Genomic DNA, 16,003 nt, shown 5'->3' on the forward strand with positions numbered 1-16,003 from the left:
GATTTTGGCCCAGAACAAAAACAGCCAGCATGTGGCTCAGATCGTCGATTTCATCAAGCAGAAGATCATCTTCGGCCGCCTCAGGCCACGTGAACGCCTGATCGAGGAAGACATCACCGCCCAGTTCGATGTCTCCCGGCACATCGTGCGTGCCGCCATGGCTGATCTCGAGCAGATGGGGCTTGTCTCGCGCCGCCCCAACAAGGGCGTGACGGTACGCGATTTTTCCGTCGAAGAGGTCGAGCAGATCTACGAGACCCGGGCGCTGCTGCAGACCGAAGCCGCACGGCGCATTCCCCTGCCCGCCAGCCGGGAGTTGATCGCCGACCTCGAGGCCATCCATCGCGACTATTGCGCCGCGCATGAGAGTGGCGAACTTCAGAAGGTTTGCACGCTCAACAACAAGTTCCATCGCCGCATCTGGGCGGCATGCGGCAATGTGTGTCTGGCCGGCCTGATCGACCGCGTCTGGGTGGAAACCCTCGGCATCCGTTGCTATGGCATCGGCGACCCGGTTCTCCTGAAGCTTGCGCGCGAAGAGCATGGCCGCATGATAGACATGTTGCGCACCGGTGACCGGGAGGGCTTCATCAGCCTGTCGGTCGATCACATGCAGCCCGCGCTCGAAGCCTACAAGCGGGCGCATGGCGGCTGGAACACCTTGCCCGAGACATTGCGCTGGGTAGAGGAAAGGCAAGCCTCTTGAACCCGTCCTACGAGATCGTCGTTGCCGGGAACAATCTGCGCCTGAAGGACGATTTCCTGGGGATGTCGAATGTCACGCTGATCCATGGCGGGCGCGGTCCGATCCTCTTCGATACAGGCGGCTACATTTCCCGGCTCGGCCTGTTGAAGAAGTTGCGCGAACGTGGCCTCGAGCCGTCCGATATAAAGACCGTCTTCCTGTCGCATCTGCATTTCGATCACGCGCACAACATCGATCTGTTTCGCAACGCGCGGATCGTCGTCAGCCGGACCGAGTGGAACTACGCAGCCAACCCGCATCCCGATGATCTGCTGGTTCCCTGGGGCATTCTCGACCAGTTGTCGCGCGGCCAGGTCGACCTGATCGACGGCGAGGGCGAACTGGAACCCGGCATCTCCTATTTCCCCGCGCCCGGCCACACTCCTGGCAGCTATGCGCTGCGCTTCGAGAGTGCGGAAAAGGGCCGCGTCATCATCGCCGGCGACGCCATCAAATACATCAAGGAGGCGATCCTGGCGCGATGCGACATGGCCTTCGACACGCTGGAAGCAGGCACAGCCACCATAAAGCACATTCTTGCAACGGCCGACCGCATCGTGCCCGGCCATTTTCCCGAGCTCATCAGGCAGCCCGAAGGTTCCTTTTCATGGGAGAGCGACGCGCCCTTCAACCTTCTTGTGAGATAGTCAATCACGCGCTCAGCCGGACGCCCTCCGCGAGGCGATGATCCCTGAGCAGGAAATTGGGACTTGTCACGAATCCCCTGACCTTCCTGGCGCGGCTCTTGAACATTGCGCGCCCTCCCAATGCCGAGGTGCGTTCCATGCCACGGTCCACTTGCTGAAAGCGACAGAACCCTCTCCCCGCTGCCACCCGGCGACGCGCGTCAGCCGCCGAGGCGACATCCATTCTCATGATCGCCGCTTTCGTCGCGTGAATGAATCCACTGGACGTGGCGATTGCGCAAACCCGCGGCGGACCGTCAGTGGTAGTAGATGCCGCCGTCGACGTTGAGCGACTGGCCGGTCACGAAGGCCGACAAATCCGAGGCGAAGAACAGCACCGGCCCGACGACGTCCTCAGGTGCGCCGAGGCGCTTCAGCGCCGCGACATCTTCCCAATGGCGGATCGCCGCCTCGCTGCCGAGGTTGTTCTTGCCCATCTCGGTCAGGATGATGCCGGGGCAGATGGCATTGACGGTGACGCCGTCCATGCCGACTTCCTGCGCCAGCACGCGGGTGAGCGTGATCACCACCGATTTGGTCGCCGCGTAATGACCCTGCGTCGGCACGCCCTGGCGGCCGGCGATCGAGGCGATGTTGATCACCCTGCCCGATCTCCTGGCGCGCATATGCGGCAGCACGGCCTGGCACATCATCAGCACGCCCTTGGCATTGATGTCGAAATGCGCGTCCCAGCTGGCCTCGTCGAGGTCCTGGAGCAGGCTGGGCTTCAGGATGCCGGCATTGTTGACCAGCACGTCGATGCTGCCAGCCGCCGCAAGCAGCGCCTGCGCGGTCGCCTCGATCTCGTGTTTCTTGCTGACATCCATCATGTAGACATAGGCCTTGCGGCCGGCCGCCTCGATCTCGGCCTTGGTTACGGCAAGCTCCGCGGCCTGCGACGGCAGGTCCGTGACGGCGACGTCGAAGCCCGCCTCGGCAAGCCCCTTGGCGAGCGCCCTGCCGATACCGCGGCTGGCGCCGGTGACGAGAGCCGTCTTGCCCTTGGCCTCAGGAAGAATGGTCATGCTGCTTGCACCTTTGATGTCTTGACCGGGAGCGAATCCATCGCCGCGACCGTGTCGTCGAATGAAACGAGTTTGCCGTCGGAGCCGAGCCCCATCGCCACCTTGGCGGCGACGGCGGTTGCGAAGCGGGCCGACTGTTTGAGGTCCCAGCCCTTGACGACGCCGACGATGATGCCGGCGGTGAAGGAGTCACCGCAGCCCGTGGTGTCGAAGACCTCGACGTCGAAGGCCGGCAGGTGGAAATCCTCGCCATGCTGCGGCGAGACATGCACGCCATCGGCGCCGAGGGTCAGGATGCAGTTCTTCACGCCCCTCGCCTTGAAGAAGGCGGCAACGCGGGCCGGATCCCGGTCGTGCGCCATCTCGCCCGCCTCGTCGATGCTCGGCACGAAATAGTCGATATAGGGCAGGCACGGCTCAACCAGCTTCCAGGTTTCCGGCGTCGCCTGGATCAGATCGAAGGTTGTGACGCGGCCAAGTTCCTTGGCGCGCTTCAACAGCTTGACCGTTGGCGCGCCATCAAAACGCTTCAACAGCCCTGTACCGCCGACATGGACGACCGTGGCGTCGAGCGCGGCGTCGAGATCGGCGTCCGCGACCTCGAACACGGCGGCCGTCCCCGGCACATGCAATGCCGGACGCTCGCCATTTGGCCGCACCGGCAGAATGGTGGAAGAGGTCTGGACGCTGCCGTCGCGGCGCACCAGGCCGCACTCCAGGCCATATTTCTTCAGCTTGGCCAGGAACCAGTCGCCCATGTCGTCGGTCCCAAGCGTGGTGACGGCCCGCGTCTTCAACCCGAGGATGGCGCAGTCCATGCCGGTCGCGCCGGCCGTGCCGGCGACCGTCATGCGGATCTCCTCGATATAGTCGGCCCGGCCGCCCTCGGGGATGCGCGACACCGGCCGCCCCAGGATATCAAGGACGTAGAAGCCGATCGAGCTGACGTCGAATTGTGGCATGGTTGGCTGACCTTTCGAACTCAATGGGCGGTCGAACTCAATGGGTGGCGCGGCGCAGGCCGAAGCTCACGGCCAGCACCAGGAAGACCAGCACGCCGATGCCGACCTGCTGCCAGTAGAAATTCCAGCCAACGAGCAGCAGCCCGTTCTTGACGATGGCAAGCAGCAGGACACCGAGCAGCGTGCCGATCACCGAAGGCTTGCGCTCGCGGCTGAGCGTCGTGCCGATGAAGGTGGCGCCGATCGCGTCGAGCAGGAAGGCGTTGCCGGACAGCGGTACGTAGGACTTGACCGTTGCCGACAGCAGGATGCCGGTGACCCCTGCCAGCAGCGCGCACAGCACATGCACCATCGACAATTCGCGCGGCACTCGGATGCCGGAATACCAGGCGACGCCGGGCTGCGCGCCCATCGCCTGCACATAGCGGCCGAAGACAGAACGGTGCAGCAGGACGTGGACCGCGATGGCCGAGACGATCAGCACGATCACCGGTGTCGGCACGCCGAACAGGGCGGTGCGGGCAATGGCGTTGAACTGGTCGCCGGCGTAGCCGCTGGTGAGGTAGATCGGCTGGCCGCCGCTGGTGGCGAGCTGCTGTGTGCTCTGGCCGATGAACAGCACGCCGAGCGTTGCCAGGAACGGGCTGATGTTGAGCCTGGTGATGAGGACGGCGTTGAGGATGCCGACGACCAGGGCAGCACCCAGGCCGCCACCGACGCCAACCACGCCGCTGTAACCGGCTGCCAAGAGCATCACGAAGACCATGCTGGCCATGTCGACGGACACGCCGACGGAAAGATCGATGCCACCGGACGAGATGACGATGGTGAGCCCGAGCGCCACGATCGCCAGCATGACGACATTGTTGACCAGCACGTTGAAGAGGTTGGCCGGCGTCAGGAAGGTCGGGCTCGCCATCGCGAAGAAGATGACGATCGCCGCGAAGGCGATGAGCACGCTGTATTTGGCGAGGAAGGCGCGCAGGCTCATCTTGGGACTGTCATTGGCCGAGACGCTCATCGTGAACCCTCCGAGCCGCGGGCAAAGGATGTGATCGCCACCACCAGCAGGATCAGCGCGCCCTGCACGCCGTTGACCCAGTAACTCGAGACGTTGAGCAACTGGAAGCCGTTGGCGAGCAGGCCGATGAACAGCACGCTGAGCAGCGTGCCGCCCATGGTCGGCACGAAGCGGCGGGAAAAGACGGTGCCGAGGAGCGCCGCCGCCAGCACCGACAAAAGCAGTTCGCCGGAACCGGGCGTGCTGGCCGAGAGCCGCGAAACGGTGAGGACGCTTGCCACCGCCGCGCAGAAGCCGCTCAGCACATAGGTGAAGGACACGTAGAAGGGCACGCTGAGACCGGCCGCGCGCGCTGCTTCCGGATGGCCGCCGACGGCGTAGAGCCTGAGCCCAAACGAGGTGTAGTGAAAGATGGCGATGACGAGGGCGGAGAACAGGATCAGCGCCCAGGCCAGCGCCGAGATGCCAAGAAAGGCCCCGGAAACCAGGAAGCCGAGCAGCGGGGAGGATGCGCCGACGACCGTGTTCTGGGTAAGCGTGAGTTCCATGCCGGCGGCGACGTTGAGCACGGCAAGCGTCGCCAGCAGCGGCAGGATGCCGAGGCCGACCACGGCAAGGGCATTCAGCGCGCCGACCGCCATGCCGACAGCGATGGCCGCCAGCACCGAAAGGACGTCGCCATAGCCCATGGACAGCAGCGTGGCGTAGACGGCGGCGCACAGCCCCATATTGGCGGCGATCGACAGGTCGATGCCGCCTTCGGTGACATCGGAGCCGCCGCCGATGATGACGGAAGTCATGCCATAGGCGAGCACGCCCAGGATCGCCGACTGCTCGACGACGTTGATCAGGTTGAATGTCGAGGTGAAGCCCGGCGCAAAGACGACGAAATAGCCCATGATCGCGGCGAAGGCGGCAATCGCGCCGAGCCGCACGACGAGGGTGGCGAAGCGCCGGCCAGCACTTTTGCCTGTGGCGCTGGTTTGGTCGGACACGCCGGCTTGGGCGTGGACAGTTGTCGCGCTCATGCCGCCACTCCGTCAGCGTTGGAGCGCGCGCCCGACGAGGCCGCGAGCAACGCATCGCTGTTCATCGTCGCACCGGAGAAGGTACCGGCCAGCCGGCCGCGATAGACGACCAGCACCCGGTCGCAGACGCCGACCAGTTCGAGCAGGTCTGACGACAGAAGCAGGATCGCCGCGCCCTCGCCGGCCAGCCGGTTCAACAGATTGTAGATTTCGACCTTGGCGCCGACATCGACCGCCACCGTGGGCTCGTCCAGCACATAGACGCGCGACTGGCAGCTCAGCCATTTGGCGATCGCCACCTTCTGCTGGTTGCCGCCGGAGAGTTCGCGCACCAGCGCGTCGCGATGCGGCGTCTTGATCGACAATTCCTTGATCAGTCCGTCGACCGCCTGGTTCTCGCTGTTGCGGCTGACCAGCCCGCTTCTGGAATAGCGGCGCAGGCTGGCCAGCGAAATGTTCTCGCGCACCGACAGGCCGAGCGCCACGCCGTGCGCGCGACGATCCTCCGGCAGCATGGCGATGCCGTCACGCACTGCCTTGACCGGCGTCGACAGCGACAGCTGCTTGCCCTCGACCTTGATCTGGCCGCCATCGGCGGTCTTGAGGCCGAACAGACACTGCACGATTTCCTTGGCGCCCGAGCCGAGCAGGCCGGTAAGGCCGACGATCTCGCCGGCGCGAACGTTGAAGCCGATGTTTTCGAAGCTGCCGCCGAGCCGCAGATTGGCGACTTCGAGCACCGGCGCGCCCAGCATGACCGAACGCTTGGGAAACATCTCGCCGACATCGCGGGCGATCATCATCGATATGATCTCGTCGATCGATGTCTCACGCGGGTCGACCGTACCGACATCGGTGCCGTTGCGCATCACGGTGACGCGGTCGCAGAGCTTTTCGATTTCCTGCATGTAGTGGGAAATGAAGACCACGGCGATGCCGTCGTCGCGCAGCCGGCGCAGCACGTCGAACAGGCTGTCCACCTCGCGTTTGACCAGCGCCGCCGTCGGCTCGTCGAGCACCAGCACGGACGCTTTCTGCGCCAGCGCCCGCGTTATCTGCACCACTTTCTGCTGCGCCGTGGTCAGGTCCTTGACCAGGGTTCCCGCCGGCAATTCCATGCCGAAGAACCGCTTCAACAGATCGGCCGCCTTGCGCTCCATGGCGCGGCGGCTGACGAACGGGCCGAGGCCGATTTCATGGCCGAGGAACACCGCCTCGCCGACCGTCGCGGTCGGCACCAGCAGCCTGTCCTGATGGATGAAATGCACGCCGAGCTTTTCCACCGATGCCGGCGACAGCGAGGTCACGGTCTCGCCATTGATGACGATGGTGCCGCTGTCCGGTCGGATGATGCCGGCCAGCACCTTGATGATCGTCGACTTGCCGGCGCCGTTCTGGCCGACGAGGCCGAGGATCGAGCCGCGCGCGATCTCGAGGTTCGCGTTCTCCAGCGCCCGCACCGGACCGAACCGCTTCGATATGTCCGTCATCGATACAGCAATTTCACGCTTTGCTGTCTGCATGGCCGTCAATCCTGGTTGATGGTGGCGGGCGGCCATTTCCCTGGGGATGGCTGCCCGCCGTTTCGTCCCGCCTATTTAACGCCTGCCTTCTCGGCGGCGTCGAGGAACGGCTTTCCTTTTTCGGCGGCATTTTCCTTGTTGATCAGCACCGCCGGTACGAAGGTGAAGGGCGCAACCTTCTGGCCGGCAAGATATCTGGCGGCATTGTCAACCGATGTCTTGCCGATCTCATAGGGCTGCTGCGCGGCCACCGCGCCTGCCGACGACTTCGGATCCATCACCATCTTGATGACTTCCGGGCTGCCGTCGATGCCGTAGGTCTTGACCTCGTTGCGGCCGGCGGCCTCGACCGCCTGCGTGGCGCCGATCTGCGGCACGTCCCAGCAGGCCCACACCGCGCCGATCGAGCCCTTCTCGGGCGACTTGGTCAGCATGTCCGTCACGTTGGAGTAGGCGCTCTGCACGGTGTTCGGGATGACGTCGCGCAATTCCGGCTCGACGATCTTCACATCCGGGAAGGAGGTCAGCACATATTTCAGCTGGTCGTAGCGGATCTTGCAGACCGGCACGCTGTAGAAGCCGTTGAAGACCAGCACATTGCCCTTGCCGCCCATGTCGGCGACCATCTGCAGCGCGATCTCGGCGCCGATATTGTAGTTGTTGGACGTGGTGTTGTTGATGGCGTGCGGCGTCGCGGTGTCGACCGTGAACAGCGGGATGCCGGCATCGCGGATCTTCTGCAGCCACGGGTTCAGCACTTCGAGATTGCCGAGCTGCTCGATGATGGCGTCGGGCTTCTGCGCGATCAGCGTCTGCAGCTGCGCGATCTGCTGCTGGTCCTTGCGGCCGGCGTCGAGCGCGATCACTTCGCCGCCGAGCTCCTTCACACGATCCTGGATGCCGCGGAACGCCATCAGGTCCCAATAGTGATCCGTGCCGATGGCGGAAACGCCGATGCGCTTGCCCTTGAGCGACAGTTCCTCGGCACTCGCGCCCGAGATGGCGGCCAGGCTGCAAGCCGCCGCCAACCCCAAAGCGAGCGCCTTGACGAGGCCTTTCATTGATCCGGTCATTTCATTTCCTCCCTTGTTGATCGCTCCGGGCCTTCCCGGAGGATTGTGCCAGATGGCCGCCGCTCAGGCAGCAGCCTCCTTGTCGCGCAGGCCGTAGCTGGCCATGCGCTTGATGACGTTTTCGATCTCCTCCTCGGGCAGGATCGGCGGCTCGCCGATCTGCAGGGCGCCGTGATACTGCCGCGCCAGCGTTTCAACCTCGACCGCCAGCCACATCGCCTGGCTGAGGCTGGAACCGACCGCGATCATGCCGTGCTGTGCGAGCAGGCAGGCCTTGCGGTCGCGCAGCGCCTCCACCGCATGCGCCGAAAGCTCCGCCGTGCCGAAGGTGGCGTAAGGGGCGCAGCGAATGTCGCTGCCGCCGGCGACCGCCACCATGTAGTGGATCGCCGGTATCTTCCTGCCCATGATGGCGATGGTCGTGCAATAGGTCGGATGCGCGTGGACGACCGCGTTGACCTCGGGCCGCGCCTTCATGATGTCGAGATGGAAACGCCATTCGCTCGACGGCGGCAGGCGCCCGTCGACCTCGCCGTCCCAGGCCATGAAGACGATGTCCTCGGGCACCAGCGTGTCGTAAGGCGTGCTGGTCGGCGAGATCAGCATGCCCTCGCCATGGCGCCGGCTGACATTGCCCGAGGTGCCCTGGTTGATGCCCAGCGCGTTCATCTTGAGGCAGGCATCGATGATTGCCTGGCGTGCCTCTAGGTCCGAAACGGTCATGCGATATTCCAATCCTTGCTCGGCCCGTCACCAGGCCGTGTAGCCGCCATCGATCGACAGGATCGCGCCGGTGACGTAGCTCGACGCCGGCGAGGCGAGAAACAGGATCGCCGAAGCGATCTCGTGCGGCTCGCCGAGCCGGCCCATCGGCGTCATGTCGATCCAGGTGTTGAAGAGTTCCGGACGCTCGCGCATTTTCAGCGTCATCTCGGTGCCGACATAGCCCGGCGCCAGGGCGTTGACGCGAACGCCCGATTTCGCCCACTCGACGGCGAGCGCCTTGGTCATCATGTGCACGGCGCCCTTGCTCACCATGTAGGAGGGCGCGGTCTGCGGACGATTGATGACAAGGCCCGACATCGAACCGAGATTGACGATCGAGCCCTTGTTGCGGGCGACCATCGAGCGGCCGAAAGCGCGCGAGGCCCAGTAGACGCCGTTGACGTTGACATCCATCACCAGGCGCCATTCCTCGTCCGATGTGTCGAGCGCGGTGTTGAGGCGGGCGATGCCGGCGCTGTTGACCAGTATGTCGACCTGGCCGAAATCGCTGACGATCCGGGCGGCCATCGCTTCGACGGCTTGCGGATCGGTGACGTCCAACACGCGGCCGTCGACGCTTGCGACACCGGCCGCGGTGAGCTCGTCGGCGGCGGCTTTCAGCCCTTGCGCATTCATGTCGAGAAGGACGATGCGCGCGCCGCAAGTGCCAAGCGCCTTGGCGGCCTCCAAGCCGATGCCGCTGGCGCCGCCGGTGACGACGGCAACCTCGCCCGTCAGGTCGAATTGCGACCGGTAATCCACGCAGATCCTCCATCGGACCAGGCTTGTACGCGGGCAAAATCTTTCCCTCGCCGCCAAGGCGGCGTCGCAAGCCGATCGATCCTGATAATGCCTCCAGGGTCAGGCTCCTCCCGACCCCATGACAAGGACGTTACAGAAGCTTCCCGGGTCCGTCAATCTGGTTATAACCAGAAAACGGATTCTTTTTCACGGATGTGATTCAGGTGCGATCGACACCGTTCACCGTCGCCGACGGCTGCTCGACCGCCATGTGGATGCGGGCGACGGAGGAGTTGTAGAAGGCCTCGTAATATTCGAGCGCCGCGCCATCCGCGTCATAGGCGATCGACTCGATCTCGATCAGCGGGGTGTTGGCGGCAACGCCCATCTGCTCGGCCTCTTCCTTGGTGGGCAATGCCGCGCGCAGCCAACGGTCGGCGCGCTTCACCGTCAGGCCGAACACCGCGCGGATGGTGCCGAAAATCGACTGGTTTTCCGACAGGATGTTTTCGAGACCGGGCACCCGGTGCCCCGGCAGGCTGATGCGCGTCATGGTGATCGGCGCGCCGTCGGTCATGTAGACGCGGCTGATGCGGACCACGCTGCCATTGGCGGGAATGCCGAAGACGCTGGATTCCTTCTCGTTCGGCGGGCAGCGGTAGATTTCGAGCGTGCGCGTCGAGACCTTGTGGCCCTTCGCCGTCAGGTCGTCGAACACGCCGAGATTGGCGGTCATGAAGTCGACATGCTCGCGCGGTGCGGCGACGAACATGCCCTTGCGCGGCATCTTGATGATGCGGCCTTCGCTGGACAGCGAGCCGATCGCGGCACGCACGACCGGACGCGAGACGCCGAAGAAGTCGCACAGCGCCTGCTCGGAAGGGATGCGCGAATTGGCCGCCAGCAGGCCGGTGTTGATGGCTTCCTCGACCTGGTTGCGCAATTGCACCCACAGCGGTGCCGCCTCGTCGCGGTTGAGCTCGACCTTGGAGCCAATCGAGCGGAACGCCTCGGCGGCTCCTGCATCTTCCTGGTCGTAGCGAGGACGCCCACGCATTCTGGTCGTTTGTTCCATTCGGTCCCGCCGCAAAATCATTTGCCGCGACTCAAGGAGCGGCAGCGTCCTCCCTAACGGAGGCCGCCAGCCATATTCACGCTCTCCGGCAAGTTTCGCAACCACAGCATGGCCACGGCTCCGAGAAGCGGGCCGGGAACCAGCAGCAGGAAGGCCCAGCGCCAGCCGCCGATGAGGTCGGCAAAGTGCGGTGTCAGCCAGATGGCGAGCACCGTAAGCGCGAAACCGGCGCCGAGTTGAACCGAGAGCGCCGTGCCGACAAAGCGGCGGTCGGCAAGCTCGGTGATGGCGGCGGAGAACTGCGCGGAATCGCCGATCACCGAAATGCCCCAGACGACGGCCACCAGCATGAACAGCCAGAGCGGCCCGGTGAACAGAAAGCCCATCAGCAGGGCGCAGCTTCCCGAGACGATCATCATGCTGGCTGTGGTTGCCGTTCGGCCGATGCGGTCCGACAGATAGCCTCCGAGCAGGCAGCCGAGGATGCCGGAGGCGACGACGAAGAAGGTCGACAGCGAAGCGGCGGCGGCTGTTCCGATCGCTTGCGTTTCGAAAGCCGCGCGCGTGTAGGCAAGCAGCCACGCCCACATGGCGTAGAGTTCCCACATATGGCCGAGATAGCCGAGATTGACCAGCAGCAGCGGCTTTTCACGAAACACCTGGCCGATGCGCGCCGGCTCGAACACCGCCTTGCCGAAGGGATAAGGCCCCTCCTTGGCAAACAGCAGGAACAGCAACGCGCCGATGGCCGTCGCCAGGCTGGCGGCGGCGACCACCGGCCGCCAGTCGAGCGCGCTGGAGGCGGCGCGGAAGAGATGCGGCAGCGCCGAGCCGATGGTCAGCGCGCCAATAACCGCGCCGAGCGCCAGGCCCCTGTCGCGCGTGAACCAGGTTGCGACCAGCTTCAGGGCCGGGGGATAGACGCCGGCGAGTGCCGCGCCGGTGACGATGCGCGCGGCAATGGCGCCGGCCGGATCGGGGTGGAACAGCAGGCTGGCATTGGCGAGCGCGGCAACCATTGCTGCCGCCGCCATGAGACGGCTGAGCCGCACCAGGTCGGGAAGGTTGACCAGGCTCGCCGCCAGCGCGCCGATCACGAAGCCGACTTGAACGCCATTGGTCAGCCAGGCCTCGGCGCCAGGGCCGAGCGCAAGCTCCTGCTTCAGCTCGGGCAGGATGGCGGTCGCCGAAAACCAGGTGGTCAGCGACAGGACGACCGCCAGGCAAAGCAGCGACAGAACGCGCCAGCGTTCGCGGTCGGCCGCCACGCCAAGCCGGCTGTCGCCCACCGTGTTCATACGCCTTGCAGCGGAACGGTGAACACCGTCGCCGTGCCGGTGAGACAAAGCTCGCCCTGGCCGTTGCGCACTGATGTCTCGATCTTGCAGATCGGCTTGTCGGGGCGCACTTCCTTGACCTCGACGCGTCCGGTGATCTCCTCGTCGACGCCAACCGCCTTGACGAACTTCCAGGCGACCTCGAGGAACACGGTGCCGGGTCCCGGCAGATCCTCGGCGACCAGCGCATTGAGGATGCCCGAGGTGACGCCGCCCTGGACGATCAGCTTGCCGAACACCGATTTCTCGGCCAGCGCGCGGTCATAGTGCAGCGGATTGCGGTCGCCGGTGATGTCGGTGAAGGCTTCGATGTCGCTGATGCGCGTGCGGCGCGTGCGTTCGGCAAAGGCGCCGACCTGCGGACGGCCCTTCACAACGCCTGCCCAGCCGTCTTTCGTCTCGGTGCTCATTTCGGCTTCTCCTCTGCTGCGGTTTCGACGGGTTTGAAGGCAGGCAGGACACGGCCGCCTATGGCTGTCGGCGCGAGCAACAGCGCGTCCCCTACCCCAGGCGATCGCATGCCCGGCAAGATGAAGCTCAGCATGGTCGGGCCTTCGGCCAGTTCGACCAGCCCAACCACGTAAGGTGCCACCGGCAGCCAGCCGGGATGGCCCGGCTTGTGCACGTGTGAAAAGGATTTCAGTTGGCCCCTGCCCGACGCCTCCTTCCATACGAGGCGCTTGCTCCAGCAATGCGGGCACATCGGGCGCGGGTAGAACACGGCCTTGCCGCAGTCCTCGCAGTGCTGGATTTTCAGCCGCCCTTGCGCCGCCGCGTCCCAGAATGGCTGGGTCAACGCGGTGATCGTCGGAGCGGGGGTTTTCAATGTGTTGAGATCGACGGACATCAGGCTGCTCCCAGCACGAGCGCGGTCGCCTCGCTCATCGTCGCGCCATTGCCGGTGACCAGCGCCAGCTCGGCCTTGCCGATCTGGCGTTCGGCCGCCTCGCCTCGGAGTTGACGCACCGCCTCGACGACATGCGTCATGCCGCCGGCAAGATCCGGCTGGCCGAAGCCGAGCTGGCCGCCATGGGTATTGAGCGGCTTGTCGCCCCGGTGAGAGAGATCGTGGTCGCGCAGCCACGCGCCGAACTGGCCGGGTGCGCACAGACCGGCATCCTCGATCGTCGTGGCGACCATGATCGTGTAGCAGTCGTAGAGCGAGAGGAGATCCATCTCCTTGGCGTCGGTTCCGGACTGCGCGAAGGCCCGGGCCATGGCGCTCTTCAGCGGACCCGAGGTGAGGCTGGGCGCCTGGCTGACCGCGCGATGCGTGACCTTCTCGCCGGCGCCGAGCAGATGCACGGGTCTTGTGGGCAGCGAGCGTGCACGTTCGGCCGAGGTGACAATCACCGCCTCGCCGCCGGCGACCGGCATGACGATTTCGTAGAGATGCAATGGCGAGGCGATCATCGGCGAAGCCAGCACCGCGTCCACATCCGCCGGCTTGCCGAAGAAGATGGCGTCGGGGTTGAGCTGCGCATTGGCGCGCGCCGCGGCGGCAATCAGCGCGAAATCCCTGGCGGTCGAGCCATGCTGCGCCATATGCGCCTGCATCAGCAGCGCGTAGGAGATGTTGGCGCCCGAAGCGCCGAACGGCACGTCGAACTCGCGGATCGGATTGCGGTTGGGCGAGCGGGGTGCCGCCGCCTCGCGGTTGTTGGCGAGCACGCACAGCACTGTCTCGCACATGCCGGCCTCGATCGCCGCCGCCGCGCGCCAGACCATCCCTGCCCCCGAAGCGCCACCGAGGTCGACGACATTGGCCATGGTCGGCGCCAGACCGAGATATTCGGCGATCGTTGCCGGAACATGCTGCGGCGTCTCGCCGACCTGCGGCCCGACCAGGAGCCCGTCGATATCAGCTGGCTCCAGCCCGGCATCGAGCACCGCCAGGCGCGAGACCTCGGCGATCATCTCCAGCGTCGTCGCGCCGCTGTTCAGTCGTTGCGGCTTCAATTCGCCGATACCGACGATCGCTCCCTTGGCCCGGCTCATGCCGCCTTGCTCCTGTCGAGCGCACGGTATTCCTCGAGGCATGCGGGATTGGCGAGCGAAGCCATGTTTTTCACCGGCTTGCCTTCGAGCGTGGTTCGCGCCGCACCTTCCACCCGTTTGCCATTGAGCGTGTAAGGCACGGCCCGCACCGCATGGATGCGATGCGGCACGTGACGCGGCGAAGCGCCCTCGCGGATGGCGCGGCGAATCCGCGCGGCAAGCTCTGATGTGAGGCCAAAACCAGCGTTCAGCTTGACGCAAAGCACGATCTCCTCGTCGCCTTCGACCGGCGCGCCGAAGACCAGGCAATCCTCGATCTCGGCGAAGGTCTCGCAGGCCGCGTAGATTTCGGCTGTGCCGATGCGCACGCCGCCGGGCTTCAGCGTCGTGTCCGATCGGCCATGGATGATCCCCGAGCCGTGCGCCGTCATCTCCGCGACATCGCCATGCGTCCAGATTTCCCGGCGTGCGGCGAAATAGGTGGCGTGGTAACGCGCGTCGCCGTCCTTGCCCCAGAAGGTCAGCGGCATGGACGGGAACGGTTCGGTGCAGACCAGATCGCCTTGCCGGCCGATGACCGGCGCGTTGCGCTCGTCCATGACAGCCACCGCGAGGCCCAGCCCTTTGACGGTCAGTTCGCCACGGCGAACGGCGTGGATCGGCGACCCGAGCAGGAAACAGCCGATGATCTCGGTGCCGCCCGAGATCGAGGCAAAGATCATGTCCGGCTTCACCTGCGCGTAGACCCAGTCGAACTGGCTGGGAGAGACCGGCGCGCCGGCCGAGAGCAGGGAGCGCAGCGAGGACAGGTCGTGCAACCGCCCCGGCGCGTAACCTTCGGCGGCCAGCGTCGCCAGATATTTCGGGCTGGTGCCGAAATGGGTGACGCGTGCACGCTCCGCCATTATCCACAGCGGACAGGGGTCGAGGCCATCAGCGGTCTTCAGGATCGGCGCGCCGTCATAGAGCACCACGGTCGCGCCGCAGGCGAGGCCCGAGATCAGCCAATGATACATCATCCAGGCAGTGTTGGTGTACCAGCTCATCACGTCGCCGGGGCGAACGTCGCCATGCAGCAGATGCTCCTTCAGATGCTGGAGCAGCACGCCGCCGGTGCGGTGGACGATCGCCTTCGGCGCGCCTGTGGTGCCCGAGGTGTAGAGCACATAGGCCGGATGATCGAAGGGCACGCGTTCGAAGGCGAGCGTGCCGTCGCTGCCGAAATCGTCGAAGGCGATACAAGCCGCCGCACAGTCCGGCTTTGCGCCCGCCTCGCCGGTCAACACGAGCGTGGTCACCGTCGGCATCGCGGCGGCGATCTCGGCCAACCGCTCGGAGATGTCGTGTTCCTTGCGCGCGTAATGATAGCGCGGCGCGGCAAACAGCACCTTGACCCCGATCTGGCCGAGGCGGTCGACGATCGCCGCGGCGCCGAAATCCGGAGAGCAGGACGACCAGACGGCGCCGATCGACAGCGTCGCCAGCAGCGCCACGAGACCTTCGACACGGTTGGGCAGGATGCCGCCGACGCTGTCGCCGCTGGCCACGCCGGCAGCGCGCAGGCCTCGCGCCGTCCTGGCGACGCGCCGTCGCAACTCGCCAAGGGTGAAGGTGCGGAAATGGCCACTCTCGTCGGTCTCGATGACCGCGGTCCGATCGTCGTCGCCCCGCAGCAGGTTTTCCGCGACATTGAGTGATGCGTCGGGGAAGAACCGGCTCCGCGTCATCGGCGCCTGATCGTCGCGCAGGAAAGATCGCGCGCCGGGATCGCCGATCACGCGGCCAAAGTCCCACACCGCCCGCCAGAACGCGCCGAGGTCACTGACCGACCAGCGATGCAGCGTTTCGTAGTCGCGCGGGTCGAAGCCGTTGGCTCGGCAAAAGCGCGCAAGATTGGACGATTCGAACGCGGCTGGCGCCGGCGCCCAAAGCACGGATGACATGAATTTCCTCCCGGAATGCAGGCCGGCACGAAGCCGTCATCTTGTCTGCATGTTGCTTTCAGATTATTGGTTATAACCAGA

General features: G+C 65.2%; 16 protein-coding genes. 2 read left to right on the plus strand and 14 right to left on the minus strand.

All coding sequences use genetic code 11. The annotated features are described in order from the left end of the window. Window positions 1-4 precede the first annotated feature (4 nt). Window positions 5-706, plus strand: a complete 702-nt coding sequence (locus FJ977_RS14895; RefSeq protein WP_202325736.1) for a GntR family transcriptional regulator — start codon at window positions 5-7, stop codon at window positions 704-706. Continuing rightward, window positions 703-1,392, plus strand: a complete 690-nt coding sequence (locus tag FJ977_RS14900) for an N-acyl homoserine lactonase family protein (protein WP_140772486.1) — start codon at window positions 703-705, stop codon at window positions 1,390-1,392. The genes FJ977_RS14895 and FJ977_RS14900 overlap by 4 nt, the downstream gene beginning before the upstream one ends. A gap of 296 nt (window positions 1,393-1,688) precedes the next feature. Here FJ977_RS14900 and FJ977_RS14905 read toward each other — a convergent pair whose 3' ends face one another. The 14 genes from FJ977_RS14905 to FJ977_RS14970 all read right to left on the minus strand — a co-directional run bounded on the left by FJ977_RS14905 (window position 1,689) and on the right by FJ977_RS14970 (window position 15,922). Beyond that, on the minus strand, window positions 1,689-2,456 hold the full coding sequence (locus FJ977_RS14905; protein WP_140772488.1) for an SDR family NAD(P)-dependent oxidoreductase: 768 nt from the start codon (window positions 2,454-2,456) through the stop codon (window positions 1,689-1,691). Beyond that, a complete protein-coding gene (locus tag FJ977_RS14910; protein WP_140772490.1) occupies window positions 2,453-3,418 on the minus strand; it encodes a sugar kinase in 966 nt (321 codons plus the stop codon). The genes FJ977_RS14905 and FJ977_RS14910 overlap by 4 nt, the downstream gene beginning before the upstream one ends. 37 nt (window positions 3,419-3,455) lie before the next feature. Next, the gene (locus FJ977_RS14915) at window positions 3,456-4,439 is read right to left on the minus strand and encodes an ABC transporter permease (RefSeq protein ID WP_140772492.1); all 984 of its coding nucleotides are present in this window, start codon (window positions 4,437-4,439) and stop codon (window positions 3,456-3,458) included. After that, complete coding sequence (locus tag FJ977_RS14920) at window positions 4,436-5,467, minus strand: ABC transporter permease (RefSeq protein ID WP_140772493.1); 1,032 nt, start codon at window positions 5,465-5,467, stop codon at window positions 4,436-4,438. The genes FJ977_RS14915 and FJ977_RS14920 overlap by 4 nt, the downstream gene beginning before the upstream one ends. Beyond that, entirely contained in the window at window positions 5,464-6,990 is a 1,527-nt protein-coding gene (locus FJ977_RS14925) for a sugar ABC transporter ATP-binding protein (RefSeq protein WP_181179840.1), read from the minus strand. Before FJ977_RS14925 ends, FJ977_RS14920 begins: the two co-directional genes overlap by 4 nt. Window positions 6,991-7,061: 71 nt before the next feature. Next, window positions 7,062-8,063, minus strand: coding sequence for a sugar ABC transporter substrate-binding protein (locus tag FJ977_RS14930; RefSeq protein ID WP_202325731.1), 1,002 nt, complete (start codon window positions 8,061-8,063; stop codon window positions 7,062-7,064). Window positions 8,064-8,126: 63 nt separating this feature from the next. Next, window positions 8,127-8,786, minus strand: coding sequence for an L-fuculose-phosphate aldolase (locus FJ977_RS14935; RefSeq protein WP_140772495.1), 660 nt, complete (start codon window positions 8,784-8,786; stop codon window positions 8,127-8,129). 27 nt (window positions 8,787-8,813) lie between these two features. Then, entirely contained in the window at window positions 8,814-9,590 is a 777-nt protein-coding gene (locus FJ977_RS14940; protein WP_140772497.1) for an SDR family oxidoreductase, read from the minus strand. 199 nt (window positions 9,591-9,789) lie between these two features. Then, a complete protein-coding gene (locus FJ977_RS14945; protein ID WP_056577120.1) occupies window positions 9,790-10,626 on the minus strand; it encodes a GntR family transcriptional regulator in 837 nt (278 codons plus the stop codon). A gap of 71 nt (window positions 10,627-10,697) precedes the next feature. Then, window positions 10,698-11,942: an MFS transporter gene (locus FJ977_RS14950; protein ID WP_140772499.1), complete on the minus strand. Its 1,245-nt coding sequence runs from the start codon at window positions 11,940-11,942 to the stop codon at window positions 10,698-10,700. Continuing rightward, the gene (locus FJ977_RS14955; RefSeq protein WP_056577114.1) at window positions 11,939-12,391 is read right to left on the minus strand and encodes a MaoC family dehydratase; all 453 of its coding nucleotides are present in this window, start codon (window positions 12,389-12,391) and stop codon (window positions 11,939-11,941) included. The genes FJ977_RS14950 and FJ977_RS14955 overlap by 4 nt, the downstream gene beginning before the upstream one ends. Beyond that, the gene (locus FJ977_RS14960; protein WP_140772501.1) at window positions 12,388-12,828 is read right to left on the minus strand and encodes a zinc ribbon domain-containing protein; all 441 of its coding nucleotides are present in this window, start codon (window positions 12,826-12,828) and stop codon (window positions 12,388-12,390) included. Before FJ977_RS14960 ends, FJ977_RS14955 begins: the two co-directional genes overlap by 4 nt. After that, the gene (locus tag FJ977_RS14965; RefSeq protein WP_140772503.1) at window positions 12,828-13,979 is read right to left on the minus strand and encodes a thiolase family protein; all 1,152 of its coding nucleotides are present in this window, start codon (window positions 13,977-13,979) and stop codon (window positions 12,828-12,830) included. Before FJ977_RS14965 ends, FJ977_RS14960 begins: the two co-directional genes overlap by 1 nt. Then, complete coding sequence (locus FJ977_RS14970; RefSeq protein WP_140772505.1) at window positions 13,976-15,922, minus strand: acetoacetate--CoA ligase; 1,947 nt, start codon at window positions 15,920-15,922, stop codon at window positions 13,976-13,978. The genes FJ977_RS14965 and FJ977_RS14970 overlap by 4 nt, the downstream gene beginning before the upstream one ends. Between the last annotated feature and the right edge of the window lie 81 nt (window positions 15,923-16,003).

The sequence above is a fragment of the Mesorhizobium sp. B2-1-3A genome, assembly GCF_006442655.1.
GTDB lineage: Bacteria > Pseudomonadota > Alphaproteobacteria > Rhizobiales > Rhizobiaceae > Mesorhizobium.

What these genes read in the sequence shown, in the direction of transcription:
- FJ977_RS14905 (WP_140772488.1), bottom strand. Translation starts at nt 2,456, where the DNA reads ATGACCATTCTTCCTGAGGCCAAGGGCAAGACGGCTCTCGTCACCGGC.
- FJ977_RS14910 (WP_140772490.1), bottom strand. Translation starts at nt 3,418, where the DNA reads ATGCCACAATTCGACGTCAGCTCGATCGGCTTCTACGTCCTTGATATC.
- FJ977_RS14915 (WP_140772492.1), bottom strand. Translation starts at nt 4,439, where the DNA reads ATGAGCGTCTCGGCCAATGACAGTCCCAAGATGAGCCTGCGCGCCTTC.
- FJ977_RS14920 (WP_140772493.1), bottom strand. Translation starts at nt 5,467, where the DNA reads ATGAGCGCGACAACTGTCCACGCCCAAGCCGGCGTGTCCGACCAAACC.
- FJ977_RS14925 (WP_181179840.1), bottom strand. Translation starts at nt 6,990, where the DNA reads ATGCAGACAGCAAAGCGTGAAATTGCTGTATCGATGACGGACATATCG.
- FJ977_RS14930 (WP_202325731.1), bottom strand. Translation starts at nt 8,063, where the DNA reads ATGACCGGATCAATGAAAGGCCTCGTCAAGGCGCTCGCTTTGGGGTTG.
- FJ977_RS14935 (WP_140772495.1), bottom strand. Translation starts at nt 8,786, where the DNA reads ATGACCGTTTCGGACCTAGAGGCACGCCAGGCAATCATCGATGCCTGC.
- FJ977_RS14945 (WP_056577120.1), bottom strand. Translation starts at nt 10,626, where the DNA reads ATGCGTGGGCGTCCTCGCTACGACCAGGAAGATGCAGGAGCCGCCGAG.
- FJ977_RS14950 (WP_140772499.1), bottom strand. Translation starts at nt 11,942, where the DNA reads ATGAACACGGTGGGCGACAGCCGGCTTGGCGTGGCGGCCGACCGCGAA.
- FJ977_RS14955 (WP_056577114.1), bottom strand. Translation starts at nt 12,391, where the DNA reads ATGAGCACCGAGACGAAAGACGGCTGGGCAGGCGTTGTGAAGGGCCGT.
- FJ977_RS14960 (WP_140772501.1), bottom strand. Translation starts at nt 12,828, where the DNA reads ATGTCCGTCGATCTCAACACATTGAAAACCCCCGCTCCGACGATCACC.
- FJ977_RS14965 (WP_140772503.1), bottom strand. Translation starts at nt 13,979, where the DNA reads ATGAGCCGGGCCAAGGGAGCGATCGTCGGTATCGGCGAATTGAAGCCG.
- FJ977_RS14970 (WP_140772505.1), bottom strand. Translation starts at nt 15,922, where the DNA reads ATGTCATCCGTGCTTTGGGCGCCGGCGCCAGCCGCGTTCGAATCGTCC.